General features: G+C 70.0%; 16 protein-coding genes and 2 pseudogenes. 3 read left to right on the forward strand and 15 right to left on the reverse strand.

Translation table 11 applies throughout. The features are described 5' to 3' along the window. Positions 1–58 precede the first annotated feature (58 nt). On the reverse strand, positions 59–307 hold the full coding sequence (locus PSH03_RS19270) for a hypothetical protein (RefSeq protein WP_238689956.1): 249 nt from the start codon (positions 305–307) through the stop codon (positions 59–61). Between the two features lie 255 nt (positions 308–562). Here PSH03_RS19270 and PSH03_RS19275 point away from each other — a divergent pair, with 255 nt between their 5' ends. Together PSH03_RS19275 and PSH03_RS33170 are read left to right on the forward strand one after the other, a co-directional pair. Further along, the gene (locus PSH03_RS19275) at positions 563–976 is read left to right on the forward strand and encodes a hypothetical protein (protein ID WP_238689957.1); all 414 of its coding nucleotides are present in this window, start codon (positions 563–565) and stop codon (positions 974–976) included. A gap of 31 nt (positions 977–1,007) precedes the next feature. Beyond that, entirely contained in the window at positions 1,008–1,259 is a 252-nt protein-coding gene (locus PSH03_RS33170; protein ID WP_441005698.1) for a DUF7710 domain-containing protein, read from the forward strand. A 186-nt stretch (positions 1,260–1,445) separates the two neighbouring features. On the opposite strand, the gene PSH03_RS19280 is transcribed toward PSH03_RS33170, so the two are convergent. From PSH03_RS19280 to PSH03_RS19335, 11 genes and pseudogenes are all read right to left on the reverse strand, one after another. Further along, positions 1,446–2,015 (reverse strand): CbrC family protein, encoded by a 570-nt coding sequence (locus PSH03_RS19280; RefSeq protein ID WP_238689958.1) that lies wholly within the window; start codon positions 2,013–2,015, stop codon positions 1,446–1,448. A 177-nt stretch (positions 2,016–2,192) separates the two neighbouring features. Continuing rightward, positions 2,193–2,561: a cyclic-phosphate processing receiver domain-containing protein gene (locus PSH03_RS19285; protein WP_210781473.1), complete on the reverse strand. Its 369-nt coding sequence runs from the start codon at positions 2,559–2,561 to the stop codon at positions 2,193–2,195. A 156-nt stretch (positions 2,562–2,717) separates the two neighbouring features. Further along, a pseudogene (locus PSH03_RS33065) lies at positions 2,718–3,145 on the reverse strand (aspartyl/asparaginyl beta-hydroxylase domain-containing protein). Between the two features lie 218 nt (positions 3,146–3,363). After that, on the reverse strand, positions 3,364–3,894 hold the full coding sequence (locus tag PSH03_RS19300) for an AAA family ATPase (protein WP_238689960.1): 531 nt from the start codon (positions 3,892–3,894) through the stop codon (positions 3,364–3,366). Between the two features lie 289 nt (positions 3,895–4,183). After that, positions 4,184–4,762: an HD domain-containing protein gene (locus tag PSH03_RS19305; RefSeq protein WP_210781471.1), complete on the reverse strand. Its 579-nt coding sequence runs from the start codon at positions 4,760–4,762 to the stop codon at positions 4,184–4,186. Continuing rightward, positions 4,759–4,890: pseudogene (locus PSH03_RS19310) on the reverse strand (transcriptional regulator); the annotation flags it as partial. The pseudogene PSH03_RS19310 and the gene PSH03_RS19305, both read right to left, overlap by 4 nt. Positions 4,891–4,894: 4 nt before the next feature. Further along, on the reverse strand, positions 4,895–5,575 hold the full coding sequence (locus PSH03_RS19315) for an ABC transporter ATP-binding protein (RefSeq protein WP_238689961.1): 681 nt from the start codon (positions 5,573–5,575) through the stop codon (positions 4,895–4,897). After that, the gene (locus tag PSH03_RS19320; protein WP_238689962.1) at positions 5,572–6,576 is read right to left on the reverse strand and encodes an ABC transporter ATP-binding protein; all 1,005 of its coding nucleotides are present in this window, start codon (positions 6,574–6,576) and stop codon (positions 5,572–5,574) included. The genes PSH03_RS19315 and PSH03_RS19320 overlap by 4 nt, the downstream gene beginning before the upstream one ends. Next, positions 6,573–7,457: an ABC transporter permease gene (locus PSH03_RS19325; protein ID WP_238689963.1), complete on the reverse strand. Its 885-nt coding sequence runs from the start codon at positions 7,455–7,457 to the stop codon at positions 6,573–6,575. Before PSH03_RS19325 ends, PSH03_RS19320 begins: the two co-directional genes overlap by 4 nt. Then, positions 7,450–8,469: an ABC transporter permease gene (locus tag PSH03_RS19330; protein ID WP_238689964.1), complete on the reverse strand. Its 1,020-nt coding sequence runs from the start codon at positions 8,467–8,469 to the stop codon at positions 7,450–7,452. The genes PSH03_RS19325 and PSH03_RS19330 overlap by 8 nt, the downstream gene beginning before the upstream one ends. Continuing rightward, the gene (locus tag PSH03_RS19335; RefSeq protein WP_238690127.1) at positions 8,439–10,028 is read right to left on the reverse strand and encodes an ABC transporter substrate-binding protein; all 1,590 of its coding nucleotides are present in this window, start codon (positions 10,026–10,028) and stop codon (positions 8,439–8,441) included. The genes PSH03_RS19330 and PSH03_RS19335 overlap by 31 nt, the downstream gene beginning before the upstream one ends. Before the next feature lie 187 nt (positions 10,029–10,215). Between PSH03_RS19335 and PSH03_RS19340 the strand changes: the two genes are divergently transcribed. Then, positions 10,216–10,725, forward strand: coding sequence for a signal peptidase II (locus PSH03_RS19340; RefSeq protein ID WP_238689965.1), 510 nt, complete (start codon positions 10,216–10,218; stop codon positions 10,723–10,725). Here PSH03_RS19340 and PSH03_RS19345 read toward each other — a convergent pair. Genes PSH03_RS19345 through PSH03_RS19355 form a run of 3 tightly spaced genes read right to left on the reverse strand, consistent with a single transcriptional unit; the run spans position 10,714 to position 13,558 of the window. Continuing rightward, positions 10,714–11,409, reverse strand: a complete 696-nt coding sequence (locus PSH03_RS19345) for a LutC/YkgG family protein (RefSeq protein ID WP_238689966.1) — start codon at positions 11,407–11,409, stop codon at positions 10,714–10,716. The genes PSH03_RS19340 and PSH03_RS19345 overlap by 12 nt on opposite strands. Then, entirely contained in the window at positions 11,406–12,851 is a 1,446-nt protein-coding gene (locus PSH03_RS19350; protein WP_238689967.1) for a LutB/LldF family L-lactate oxidation iron-sulfur protein, read from the reverse strand. Before PSH03_RS19350 ends, PSH03_RS19345 begins: the two co-directional genes overlap by 4 nt. Then, entirely contained in the window at positions 12,848–13,558 is a 711-nt protein-coding gene (locus PSH03_RS19355) for a (Fe-S)-binding protein (protein WP_238659206.1), read from the reverse strand. Before PSH03_RS19355 ends, PSH03_RS19350 begins: the two co-directional genes overlap by 4 nt. Positions 13,559–13,580 lie beyond the last annotated feature (22 nt).

Raw genomic sequence — 13,580 nt, forward strand, 5'->3', positions numbered from 1 at the left:
TCTCATGCCGCAGACAGAGCACACAGGTTCAAGGTGTTGCCCGGGACCGGGCCGATGGTCAGCCGGTGAGGATGATGTTGTGGAGGTTGGCGATGCCGGAAGCGGCGTCGGTCAATGTGTGGCCGGCGCGGCGGTAGTCGACGCTGAGGCCGTCGAGATCCTGCACGAAGGCAAATCCTCGCGCGCGGGTGGCTATCTGCAGGACAGGGCCATCCCACGACGGCTTCCAGTTGTTCGGCAGACGCGAGGCGATGGTGCCCCGCACCCGCTGGTCGTGCAATGCCCGAAGCTCGCTCCGTGTAGTCATCGGGGCGGAGCGTGGCATTGGCGCCGCCTATCGGCAAGCCGTTTCCGTCATCCTCCTCTGCCGCCGACCGTGCGCGCTGCGCCTCGGCGCCCCCGCTCGCGTTGGCCAAACGTCGGCCTCGCACTGCTCGGTGAAACGTGCCGATACGGAGCCCCAAGGCGCCTGGGCGACGTCACGCCCCCAGAGTCCGCGTCGTCAGTTGGTGGTCACGTCCGTGTCGGGGGCGCTTACAGCAACATTCTGCCGGCAGGGGCCGTGCGTGATGCCACGGCGTCCGTCTACGCCGAGATCGCGCATCGCCTCGGTTGGCTTGAGCTGGAACGGGCGCTGTCCGAGGCAGAGTATGAGCAGCTCCACGCGGACGTTAGCAGCTGGCTGTCGCGGGATCGGGCGCTGCGCGAAGTCATTGAGACGTTCGGGCCACCGTCGCTCTGGATCGGGGGAACTAACCCGTTTTACCCCAAGACGCTTGCCTACACCACGGCCGATCGTGACCGCGACCTCATCTGCATCCATAGGTGGAATGCCTTCGCGAACTCTGCAGCCGAGACGGGGCTGCGGGGCGTACACCCCGAACCGGCGCTTCTGGCCGTACGCCATCGATCGGGCAAGTTTCCCGATTCGTTCTCCATTACGCCGGAGGGCCAGCGGCGCAGGCCATACTTCTGATCAGCGGAGCCCGCTCAGGTCAACCGTCTGGATCTTCCACGGTGACTCCGCCCGATATGCCTCCGGAGTGTTCGACAACCTGGACGCTGGACTCGCTTGGGCTGCCGAGCGCCAAGTGTCTGGAATCCTGGCCGAGTACGCCATCGGGGGCGCCTACGACGCCGCAGTCAGCGAAGGCCGGTTCACGCCATCGAAAGCGCACCACGGCGCCTCGGGCCACGTCGCCGCCTTCAGTCCCTGGTTACGTCACATCCATCTGACCGGTGGCCGCCAAAGTCAATAGACATCCACTCATGCCGCCGATCGGGCGTCACAGTTCGTCACGAGCAGTCCGCGCAGCGAACACCCGGCCCTGCCGATGAGCGGGGGTGTCATCGACGGCCTGCTCGCCAGGCTTGCCATCCTGGCGTGACGGCGTGGCGACCGGATCTGCCGAGGAGTGCGTCTGCGTCTCGGCGTGAAGGCGCGGTTAACCGATGTCCCAGGACGAGAGGTGAGTTCCGCAATGCAGGCATTGGAACAGATACGCGGTGGGCTCACCGTTACGGTCGAGCCGGTGCAGGAACTCTTCGGTCTCCTCGGGTGACCAGCCGCGTTGCCGGTGGCCCGCGCGAAGCATGTTCAGGGCGTCCGGATGAGGTTCGAGATCGCGGTAGCCAACTGGGCCGAGAAAGGCCGCGCCATCGCCGCAGTGGTAGAGCCATGACTGTTGCTGCCAACCGGTGAAGCCGGGGGTCCGGCGAGTGATCTCCTCGATGACGTGATGCGGCACGTCGTCAGGTACGTCGACGGCGTCGCTAAGGTTAGCGGGCATCTCCAGGATGTCGCTGCCATCCGTGGCGGCGACGACGCCGAGTGCGCTGGAAGCCGCTCCGGAGTAGATACAGTGCAGGCAAAGACTCTCGGGTTGTCTGCCGTAGACCGGTCCCCGGTAGCGAATTTGCCGAAGTTGACCGCAGACGCTGCATTCGTGCTGAATCGGCACCGCCGAGCCCGTGGCCAAGGGATCAGGATGGTATCGAAACACCGGCTCGGTCACCAGCCCATCATGCCAACTGTTGGTCACCGGCCCGACGGCGGCTGGTCCCTACCGCCTCGCGCACGCCTTCAGGCAAAGTCGGAGGACGGCCAATTTTGATGGGATCGATGCGCCGTCGGCTTCCTCTTCTGCCGCCGTCCGAGTGCGGCAACCAGCTGGCGGCGCGTTTTGAGCCGGTCAGTTCACTGCGTGGCCGTCGAGATAGCCGACCTCGGTTGAGCACGACGCGACACGGACGTAATACCCCCAGCGTCTTAGGACCAGGGCGACCTTCGCGGCGCCGGCCGGATTGGCGGAGTGGATGTTGATGACGCCGACGTCAAAGGGGCGTTTGTCGAAGGCCGCCCGTTCCAGGACCTCCACGACCGGCCAGATCGTGTCATCCCCGCCGAGGTCATGGTCCAGCCACAGTTCATCCAAGCGCCGGCCTCGGTACCGACCGAGGAGTTCAACTCCGGCGTCGCTGGTGCGGGCCACCTCGGCGATACGGCCATCCACAAACGAACGTAGGTCATCCACCAAGACGACGGTTCGGCGGGCGTTCACACGATGATGATGCCTGGCACCGTCATGATCCGACATCCGGACTTGCCACGTACCGCGCTGCATTGAACGTGATGCCTCGGGGCGCTGCCGGCGGTTGGCGGGGTTCTCGGGACGGGAGGATGAGACGGGCCTTGGAGTGCTCTTGTGTGGTCTGGCTCATCCGCCGCGTCGTACGAAGCCGGCCACTGAGGCCGGCAGTTCATCCTGCGGCCTGTCCTCGCAGCCGGGACGGACGAAGTCGACCAGGAGCACAACGCGGTCAAGGGTGCCGTAGTTCCACGCCTCATGCGTGACGGTGTCGTCGAAGACGAGGGTTTCGCCCTCGCGCCACTGTCGAGTCTCGTCGCCCACTCGCAGCGCGCAGTCCTGCGGCACGACGAGTCCGAGATGCGCGCGTAAACGGTGGTGACCCATCCCTGATGGGGCTTGATTTGGGTGCCAGGAGTCATCCGAGAGAACCCAGCGGTCGTCAGGTGAGGGACCTTCGTCAGCGCGGAGGCAGTGTTCGGGCATGCCTCGAGCGCCTCCTCGATCCGCTCCCCGAAGGCAACGAGTCCGTAGACGCTCCAGCCCTGGCCGTACATCTCGCGTTGGACCCACGGCTGGTAGGTCTCAGGCGGGAGAGCAAGGCATTCATTAGGGGTTCAAGCCTCCGACTCACGAGCGCGTGCCCGATCCGCGCCCGATGCGGCGGTCAACATCGGCCAGCAGTGGCCCGCCCCGCCATTTGACTCGGTCGTCTGCCGCTCCACCGCCAGCAGGCGCTAAGCTCGTCCGCCCTGACTCAACCGCATTCCTCAGGTTAGACATCTGAGCCTTCCGTGGTAGCTCGGACGATCTGCACGGCGGCCTGGGCGGGAGTCAGGTTCGTAGTGTCGACGACCTCGGCCTCGGCATGTAGCCACGTGCGGGCCGCCTCGGCGTAGGGCTTGAGGTACTTGAGGCGGAACGGGGAGGGGACGGGGTGTTCCCCCTCGATACGCCCGCGGAGGGTGTCTTCGTCAGCGTGGAGAACGAAGTGCCTTACCGGGATGGCATGTTGGGCAAGGCCTGTGCTGATTTCGCGCCAGTACTGCTCGACCAGGACGGTCATGGGCATCACCAGAGTGCCGCCGGTGTAGTCGAGCACGCGGCGGGCGGTCTCGACGACGAGTTGCCGCCATGGCGGCCAGTGCTGGAAGTTGTCCGTGGCGGGTAGCCCGGGTGTGATGTCCATGAGTGTCTCGCCGACCTTCTCGGCGTCGAACACCCGTGAATCCGGTATCAGATGCTGCACGAGCGCGCTGGTCGTCGTCTTGCCCACGCCGTGGGTGCCGTTGAGCCATACGATCACGGGACACGGTAACGCGCTTGAGCAACCGGATAACGTGCACAGGACTTGTGAGCGACACGTCAGGCATCGAGGTGGCAAGAGCCGGCAGCTCGCCTCTGCATCCCTCGGCGGAGAGCGGAGCCCTTGGAGATGGCGTCAAGATCAGGCCGTCTCCAGGCTGTCTGAGGTGAACTAGCAGTGACCACCGATGACCGTCTATGACCTCTTCAAGCCCAGGTCACAGGGCGTCTCCTCCAGTTTGATCGACTACGCCCATCGCCGAGATCAATACAACGCCAAGTGATGACGCTTACTCCTGCGGCGGGGGAGTGAGCCAGGCCAGGGGTTGTCCGCTGAGGGCGGCGTCGGCAAGGCGGTGGGCGCTGGCGGTCTTCAGAGCCGCTCGTGAGCTGTCGATCCAGCGCTGCACGTTGTCGATGCCCTGGTGGCGGTACTCGACGGCTTGGACGAGGCATTCCAGCTTGTCAGCGTCACGAGCGACGACAGCTTCTAGTGTCTCGCCAGCTTCGTATTCGGCGACGGCAGCGGTGATGACGTCGGCGACGGCTGGGGGACAGTCGGCGACCTGGTCGGCGGTGACGGCGGTGTTGGGTACGGCGGTGAGGTAGCGCTTGGCGATGTGTGGGATGTCGGTGATTCGGGTTTCCTGGGTGTCGTGCAGGGCGCAGAGCATTGACACTCGGGCTGGGTCGGCGCCCTCCATGGCGGCGAGCATCATTCCGATGAGCGCTGTTCGGAAGGAGTGCTCGGCGATGGATTCGGGTTGCTTGACGCCGGCGAACCACCAGCCGGTGCGGGCGGCGCGTTTGAGGACGCCGGCTTCGAAGATGAAGTTCATCGCTCCGGCGGCGTCGTGGTCGTCGGTCATCTGCCCGTCCCTGTGCCGGTGAGTCCGTCCGCCCGCAGGCTGTAGACGATAGAGGTTAGTTCCTGCCGCGACTGCGCGGAGATCCGGTCACTGTCCAGGAGAGGGACACTGCGGTCGAGGAGCGCCCGAGGGTCAGGCGCGTGCCCCCGCTGTGGCGGCCAGGTCGACGATCCGGTCGCTCCAGCGGTCCAGCAGGGTCTGGTCGTGGGTGACGACCAGGACACCGGCGCGCTGGGTCCGCTGATAGTCGCGGATGACGGCGGCGACGTGCGCCTGGGTCGAGGCGTCGAGCATGGCGGTGGCCTCGTCGCAGAGCAGGTAGTCGGGGCGGTGTACGAGGGCCCGGGCGAGGCAGGCGCGTTGCAGTTGCCCGTCGGACACCGCGTGGGGGCGCCGGCTGCGCAGATCCGCGGTGAGGCCGACGAGGTCGGCGAGTTCGGCCACCCGTTCCCGGACCGCCGACTCGGGCGTCCGGGTGGCGCGTAGCGGTTCGGCGATCAGATCGGTGAGGCTCAGTCGAGGATCGGCGGCGGCGCGCGGGCTCTGGAAGAGGGCGGCGACGCGGGTCCGTAGGGCGACCGGCACGGCGTACCGGACGGCGTCGACAGCGGTGCCGTCGATGCTGACCCGGCCCTGATCGGGGCGGTGCAGCAGGGCCAGGACCCGGACCAGTGTCGATTTTCCGCAGCCGGACGGCCCGCGCAGCCCGACCGTCTCTCCGCGGCCGATCCGCAGTGTGACGCCGTCGAGGACGACCTGGCGGCCGTATCCGACGCTCACCTCGTCGGCGAGCAGGTGTTGCGCGCTGGTCACGTGGTGGCTCCGGTGGGGATCGGGTGGTGGCAGGCCACAGTGCCGCCACCGGTGAGCGGGGTCGACAGTGGTCGGTCCGCGCAGGTGTCGGTGCGGCGTGGGCAGCGGGGCGCGAACGCGCACCCGGGGGGCAGCGCGGTGAGCATGGGCGGGTCGCCCGGCACCGGCCGGAAGGCCCGGTCCGGCAGGGCGTCGAGCAGCGCCGAGGCGTACGGGTGGGCCGGCGCGGTGAAGAGCTGGTCGCTGGCGCGGTGTTCCACGATGCGACTGGCGTACATCACGGCGACGGTGTCGGCGACCCGGCGTGCGGCGGCCAGGTCGTGCGTGATGAGCACGACGGCCGCGCCGTTCTCGCAGCGACGGCGCAGCAGGTCGAGGGTGTGGTCCACCAGCGGCCGGTCCAGCCCGGTGGTGGGCTCGTCGGCGATGAGCAGCGACGGGTCGGGCGCCAGCGCGAGCGCGGTGACCAGACGCTGTGCCATGCCACCGGACAGCTCGTGCGGGTAGCGGTCCAGGTCCGCCGGGTCGAGCCCGACATCGACAGCGAGTTGGTCGGCATCGGCGCGGTCGCGGCCGTGCGCCCGCAGCGTCTCGGCGAGCAGTCGCCGCCCGGTGCGGACCGGGTTCAGGGCGGTGGCCGGGCTCTGCGGGACCAACCCGACGCGGCGTCCGCGTACCCTGCGGGCCAGCTGGCGTTGGCCGCAGGTGACCAGGTCGACCGGGTCGGCGCCGGGGTGGTGCAGCACGGCGTGACCGGTGGTCGTGGCGTTGCCCGGCAGGAGGCCGAGCAGGGCGTGGGCCAGGACGGACTTGCCGCAGCCGGACTCGCCCACGACGGCCAGCAGTTCGCCGGGCCGGACGGTGAGGCTGAGTTCGCTGACGGCACGCACGCGCGCGTCGCGGAGCCGGAACTCGACGCCGAGGCCGTCCACGGCGAGCAGCGGCCGAGTCACCACGGTGCGGGAAGGCACCGAAGCGGAAACGGATTCGGTGGTGGTCACAGGTGCAGCTCCGCTCGGACCCGGGGATCGAGGCGGTCGCGCCAGCGGGCGGCGAGGACCGCGATGGCGAGGGTGACGACGACGATGACCCCGCCCGGTGCCAGGCTGGCCCACCAGGCGCCGGTCAACAGCGACCCCTGCCCGTCGTTGATCATGTTGCCCAGCGAGGCGAGGTGCGGCGGCAGACCCAGACCGAGGAACGACAGGGCGGTCTCGTGCCACACCGCGTGCGGGATCATCAGGGTGGTCGCCAAAGCCAGCCGGGGCAGGACGTGCGGCAGCAGGTGCCGGGTGAGGACCCGGAGCCGGCCGGCTCCGCCGCTGATGGCGGCGTCGATGAACGGTCGGGTCCGAAGGCTCAACAGCTCGGATCGGACGATGCGGGCGGTGGAGAGCCAGTGGGTGAGCCCGACGGAGGCGATCACGGCACCGAGGCTGGGACGCAGCATGGCGACGATGAAGATGCCCAGCAGCAGGTGCGGCATCGCGGCGATGGTGTCCACGATCCGCATCAGGATCCGGTCCACCCGGCCGCCGAGCGTGCCGGCGATCCCACCGACCACGCCGCCGAGGACGGTGGCGACGAGCGCGGCGACAGCGCCCACGAGCAGCGAGACCCGCAGCCCGTAGACGGCGCGGTGCGCCACGTCGCGGCCCAGGTCGTCGGTGCCGGCGAGGTGGGTCCAGGACGGTGCCAACCGGGTCTGGTCCAGCGCGACAGCGCTCTGGTCCAGCGGCCAGACCAGCGGAGCGAGCAGCGAGCCGGCGATGGCCACGAGCAGGACCAGGCCGGCCGTGACGGCACCGGCCCGACCGGGCCGCAGCCGCATCCGCGACCGGGCGACCTGGAGCAGCGGCGGTCGGGCAGCGAGGTCAGCCATCGAGTCGTACCCTCGGGTCGGCGGCGGCGTAGGCGAGGTCGGTCGCGAGGTTCGCGGCCAGCACCACAGCTGTGGTGACCAGCGTGATGGCCGCCAGCAGCGGGAAGTCGCTGCCCAGTGCGGCGGCGACAGTGACGGCGCCGAGGCCCGGCAGCGAGAAGACCGTCTCGACCAGCACCGCCCCGCCGACCAGCTCGGGCAGGTGGGTGCCGACCAGGGTGAGGAACGGCAGCAGCGCGGTCCGCAGCGCGTGCCCGAACAGCACCGTCCGACCGGGCAACCCGCGTGCCCGCGCCGCGAGCACGTGGTCGTCGCGCATGCTCTCCGCTACCGCGTCCCGGACGAACAGCACGAACCACGGCGCCTGCGACACGGCCAACACCGCGACCGGCAGGATCAGGTGGTGCGCCACATCGGGCCAGGACGTGCTGGTCGCTGTGACGTCGGTGAGCCCGCCCGCCGGCAACCAGCCCAGGGCCAGCGCGAACACGGCGATCGCGGCCAGGCCCAGCCAGAAGACCGGCATCGACTGCACCGCGTACGCGGCCGCCCGCAACGCGCGGTCGAACAACCCACCCCGCCGGTACGCCGCCAGCGCGCCCAGCAGGAGGCTCGCGACCAGGACCAGGGCGAGGGCCACACCGATCAGGAGCAGCGTCCAACCGGCCCGGGCGGCGAGCACCGAGGCGACCGGCTCGTGGCGGCTGGTCGACCAACCCAGGTCGCCCTGGACCAGGTTGCCGATCCAGCGCAGGTACTGCACCGGCAGGGGGTCGTCGACGCCCCAGTTGGCGCGCAGTTGGGCCAGGTTCTCCTCGCTGGCGGTGAAGGCCGCCGCACCCGCGTACTGCTTCGCGGGGTCGACCGGCGAGGCGGCACCGAGGGCGAACATTCCGACGCTGGTAGCGGCGAGCACCGGCACGGCGACGAGGAGCCGCCGCCGGACCACCGCACCGGCCCCGGCCAGTCGACCGGAGCGGGTCACGACCGCGTCCAGGTGTCGATGTTCCACCAGAGGCTGTTCGCCACCCCGTGCTCGTGCGCCTCGACCCGTGGCACCACGCCCTGAACCGAGGACTTCAGCACGTAGGTGTGCCGCAGGTAGGTGAGGAACAACCACGGTACGTCGGCGGCCAACTGCTTCTGGAACTGCGCGTACGCGGCCTTGCGGAGGGCGGGGTCGATCTGGTCGCGGCCCTCCTGCAGGGCCCGGTCGGTCACCTCGGAGCGGTACGAGCCGGGGTTGAAGTAGCCCTGCCCCGCGAACCGCGAGCCGAACAGCTTGTACGAGACGAAGTCCGGGTCGTACGGGGTGCCGTAGCCCATCAGCAGGGCGTCGGACTTCATCCGCGGGTCGATGGCGTCCCAGGTCAGCCCCGCCGGAGTGACCTCGATGCCGACCTTCTTCGCGTCGGCGGTGACGGCGAGGGCCAGGTCCTTGCGCAGCGTGTCGCTCGCCGGGTACATCAGCGTGAACCGGGCCGGTCGGCCGTCCTTGACGCGTACCCCGCCGGGACCCTGGGTCCAGCCGGCCGCGTCGAGCAGCCCTTCGGCCGCTCTCGGGTCGGCGGTCGGCTTGCCGATGATCGACGGGTCGGCGAACTCGGAGGTCGGGGGGATTGGCCCGAACGCCGGTTCGCCGGCGCCACCGAGGAGCCCGGTCACCATCGCGGCCCGGTCGACGGCCAGGTTGAGCGCCCGGCGGACCGCCGGGTCGGCGAGGACCGGGTTGCCCGTCGGCAGCATCACGCCCCGGTAGTCGGCGGTCGGCACCCGCTGCACCCGGAACGTGGTGTCGGCGTCGAAACCGGAGGCCAGCTTCGGCGGCAACTCGGCGGCGTCGAACTCGCCGGCGCGCATCCGCTGGGCGCGGACGTTGTCGTCGGCGACGAACGCGACCACTACCCGGTTGTTCTTCGGCCGCCCACCGAAGTAGCGCTCGTTGGCGGTGAGCACCAGGCGGTCGCCCGGCGTCCAGGAGTCGATCCGGTACGGCCCGGTCCCGATCGGCTTGCGGTTGAACCCGGCGGTGTTGATGTCCTGCCCGCTGAGCAGTTTGGCCGGCACGATGCCGAGGGTGAGCCGCTGCACGAACGGCGCGTACGGGTAGCGCAGCCGGAACACCACAGTGGCCGCGTCGGGTGCGGTCACCGACTCCACCATGTCCAGGTCGGAGCGGAGCGTCGAGTCGACAGTCGGATCCAGCACGGCCTGGTACGTGAAGACGACGTCCTGGGCGGTCAGCGCGGTGCCGTCGTGGAACTGCACGCCGTCGCGGAGCTTCGCGGTCACCGTGCGTCCATCGGGGGACAGCTCCGGCAACGCCGCGGCCAGACCGGCGACGAGGCGGTTGTCGTCGTCCCGGCTGACGAGGCCGTCGAAGATCAGCGAGGCGCCGTCGACGCCGTAGTTGAGCACCGGGTTCAACGCGTCCGGCTCGTCGGAGGTGGCGACGACAAGCGTCGCGCCGCCGGATGAGCCGTCGGGATCGGCCGGGGCCGAGCATCCGACGAGGACGAGCATCCCCGCCGCCGCGGTCGACGCCACGAGGCGTCGGAAGGTCGGACGCATCCGGGTCACAGAAGGCTCCTGTGGTGTGGGGAGGATCGTTTGTCGGGTGGGCGCGGCGCCGCAACCGTTGATCATCACGGTGGCACAGTTGCCAGTCATTTGCAATTACCAGAGTTATGCATCATGTGGTTGATCAGGAGTCGTCCGTCGGTGGTGACGGTCACCAGTGACCGGCTAGGGTTCCGGGATGTTCCGCGCCGTCGTGTTGATCGCTGCTGTGGTGCTCGCCGCGGATCAGCTCACCAAGTACTGGGCCGAGTCCGCGCTCTCCGGCGGGCAGACCATCACCGTTGTCGGTGACCTGCTGCAACTGCGACTCCTGTACAACCCGGGCGCCGCCTTCTCGATCGGCTCCGCGTACACCTGGATCTTCGCGGTGTTCGCGGCGGCGGCGGTGGTCGCGGTGACGGTCGTCGCGTGGCGGGTCACCTCGCGCGCCTGGGCGGTGGCGTTGGGCCTGGTGCTCGGCGGCGCGACGACGCACCTGCTGGACCGCCTCTTCCGGGAGCCGGGGTTCGCTCGCGGGCACGTGGTGGACTTCATCGACTACGCCGGGTTCTTCGTCGGCAACGTCGCCGACATCGCCCTGGTGGTCGGCGTGGGCATCGTCATGCTGCTCAACGTGCGCGGCGTTCCGCTGCGCGCGACGGCGGGCGAGACCCGCAGCGACGAGCAGGTGGCGTCGTCAGGCTCCTGAGCCGCCCGCCGGGCCGACTGGGACGACTTCGTCGTCTGGGCTGACTGGGACGACTTCGTCGTCTGGGCTGACTGGGACGACTTCGTCGTCTGGGCCGATCAGGACGACCTCCAGCCGGCGCGGGCCGTGCACTCCCTCGACACGGTTGAGCTCGATGTCGCTGGTGGCGGACGGGCCGGAGATCCAGGTCAGCGGGGCGCGCGGGTCCAGTCGGGTGAGCGCCTCCGGCAGCAGACCGACCACCTGGTCGGTGCGGACGACGCAGATGTGCCGGTCGGGCACCAGGGTGAGCGCGCGTCGACCCTGCGCCGGGCCGGCGTCGAGGATGATGGTGCCCGTGTCGGCGACCACGACGGCGCAGCCGGTCAGGACCGCGTCCAGGTCGTCGAGCGCGGCCGGTGACAGCGGGGGCGCGTCGCGGTGCAGCTCCCCGGCGTAGCCGGCCAGCCAGGCGGCGGGGACGTCGGTGGGGACGGCGAGCCGGTCGACTTCGCTGAGCAGCCGGGGTAGGGCGTCGATGCCACGGTGGACGACCGCCCGGTAGTCCTCCAGGCGATCGACCAGGGTCTCGATCACGTCGGAGCGGTCGTCGACCCGGCGGTACCCGCGGGGCACCTGCACCGGCGGCGGGTTGTCGGCCAGGGCCGTTCGGAGCCGCGCCAGGATCTCGTCACGTGCGCTCACTGCTTACCCCACCATTCCCGGAAGGTCTGCGGCGCGGGCAGCGGCAGATCGCGCGACCGGGTCCACGCCGAGGCGGGCCAGGGCAGTCGCCGCAGCGTCCGAGCGCCGGTGCGCCGCTCACGGTACGCCCCGAGTGGCCCCGCGCCGGCCCGGGCCAGGCGCAGGGCGGCGGCCCACCGTCGAGGGCTGCGCATCACCCAGGACAGGACGCGCATGGTGGCCCGTTCGACGGGCGGGTGCGGTGCCTGCTGGCGGAGGTGGACCAGGATCTCCGGAATGTTGATCTTCACGGGACAGACGTCGTAGCAGGCGCCGCAGAGGGTCGACGCGTACGGCAGCGAGGCGTTGTCGGCCACGCCGGTCAGCTGCGGCGACAGGATCGCCCCGATCGGCCCCGGGTACACCGAGCCGTACGCGTGCCCGCCGGCCCGCTCGTACACCGGGCAGACGTTGAGACACGCGGAGCAGCGGATGCACGACAACGCCGACCGCCCGACCGGGTCGGCGAGCACCGCGGACCGGCCATTGTCGACGAGCACGACGTGCACGTCCTGCGGGCCGTCGCCGGGGGTGACCCCGGTCCACATCGAGGTGTACGGGTTCATCCGCTCGCCGGTCGAGGATCGCGGCAGCAGTTGCAGGAAGACTTCCAGGTCGGTGAAGGTCGGCAGCAGCTTCTCGACGCCGACGACGCTGATCAGCGTCTCGGGGAGGGTGAGGCACATGCGGCCGTTGCCCTCGGACTCCACCACCACGAGCGTGCCGGTGTCGGCGACGGCGAAGTTGGCGCCGGAGACGGCGACCCGGGCCGAGAGGAAACGCCGCCGCAGGTGGGCGCGGGCCGCCTCGGCCAGCGCGGCGGGTTCGTCGCTCAGGTCGGCCGGCGCGTCGGCCATGCGACGCTGGAAGATCTCCCGGATCTGGGCCCGGTTGTAGTGGATCGCCGGCACCAGGATGTGCGAGGGGGTGTCGTCGCCGAGCTGCACGATCAGTTCCGCTAGGTCGGTCTCGTACGCGGCGATCCCGGCGGCCTCCAGCGCCTCGTTGAGCTCGATCTCCTGGGTTGCCATCGACTTGACCTTCACGACCTCGTCGGCCCCGGTGGCCCGGGTCAACGCGACAACGATCCGGCATGCCTCGGCCGCGTCGCGGGCCCAGTGCACTGTGGCGCCGGCAGCGGTGGCGGACGCCTCGAACTGCTCCAGCAGCTCCGGCAGGCGACGTTGGACATCCGCCTTGATCGCCGAGCCGGCGTCGCGCAGGGCCTCCCAGTCGGGTACCTCGCCGACGACCCGGGCTCGCTTGGCCCGGATGGTGCGGGTGGCCCGGTGCAGGTTGGCCCGGAGTTGCGTGTCGGCGACGGCCGGCTTGGCGGCGGTGGGGAACGGCAGCGGCGTGCGGATCCGCCCGGTCCCGGTGGCGGGTGCTACCGGTGGGTTCATGAGGTGGCTCCCGTCTCGGCGAGAATCTCGGCGTAGTGCACGGCCCGTACGCCGGAGCGGTGGCGGTCGAGGCCGCCGCCGATGTGCGCCAGGCAGGAGTTGTCGGCCGCGGCGAGCACCCGTGCGCCGGTGTCGCGGACCCGGGCGCACTTGTCGGTGAGCATCGCGGTGGAGACGTCCGGGTTCTTCAGGGCGAACGTGCCGCCGAAACCGCAGCACTCCTCGGCGTCGCCCAGCTCGACCAGCTTGATCCCGCGCACCTGGCGCAGCAGGGTCAGCGGCCGGTCGCCGAGGCGCAACATGCGCAGGCCGTGGCAGGTCGGGTGGTAGGTGACCGTCTCCGGGAACTCGGCGCCGACGTCGGTGACGCCGAGAACGTCGACGAGCAACTCGGACAGCTCGTACGTGCGGGCGGCCACCGAGGTGGCGGGTGGGTGCAGGTGCGGGTACTGGTCGCGGATCATCGCGGTGCACGACCCGGACGGCGCGACGATGGCGTCGTAGGAGTCGAAGACGTCGACGTAGTTGCGCACCATCGGCAGGGCTTCGGCCCGGTAACCCGTGTTGGCGTGCATCTGCCCGCAGCAGGTCTGGTCGGCGGGGAAGTCGACGGTGTGGCCGAGTCGCCGCAGGATGCGGGTGACCGCGATGCCGGTGGCCGGGAACGCGAGGTCGTTGACGCAGGTGATGAAGAGGGCGATGCGCATGGCGGCTCCTCGGAGGTGTGGG

It is taken from the genome of Micromonospora salmantinae (genome assembly GCF_022230905.1).
Lineage (GTDB): Bacteria > Actinomycetota > Actinomycetes > Mycobacteriales > Micromonosporaceae > Micromonospora > Micromonospora salmantinae.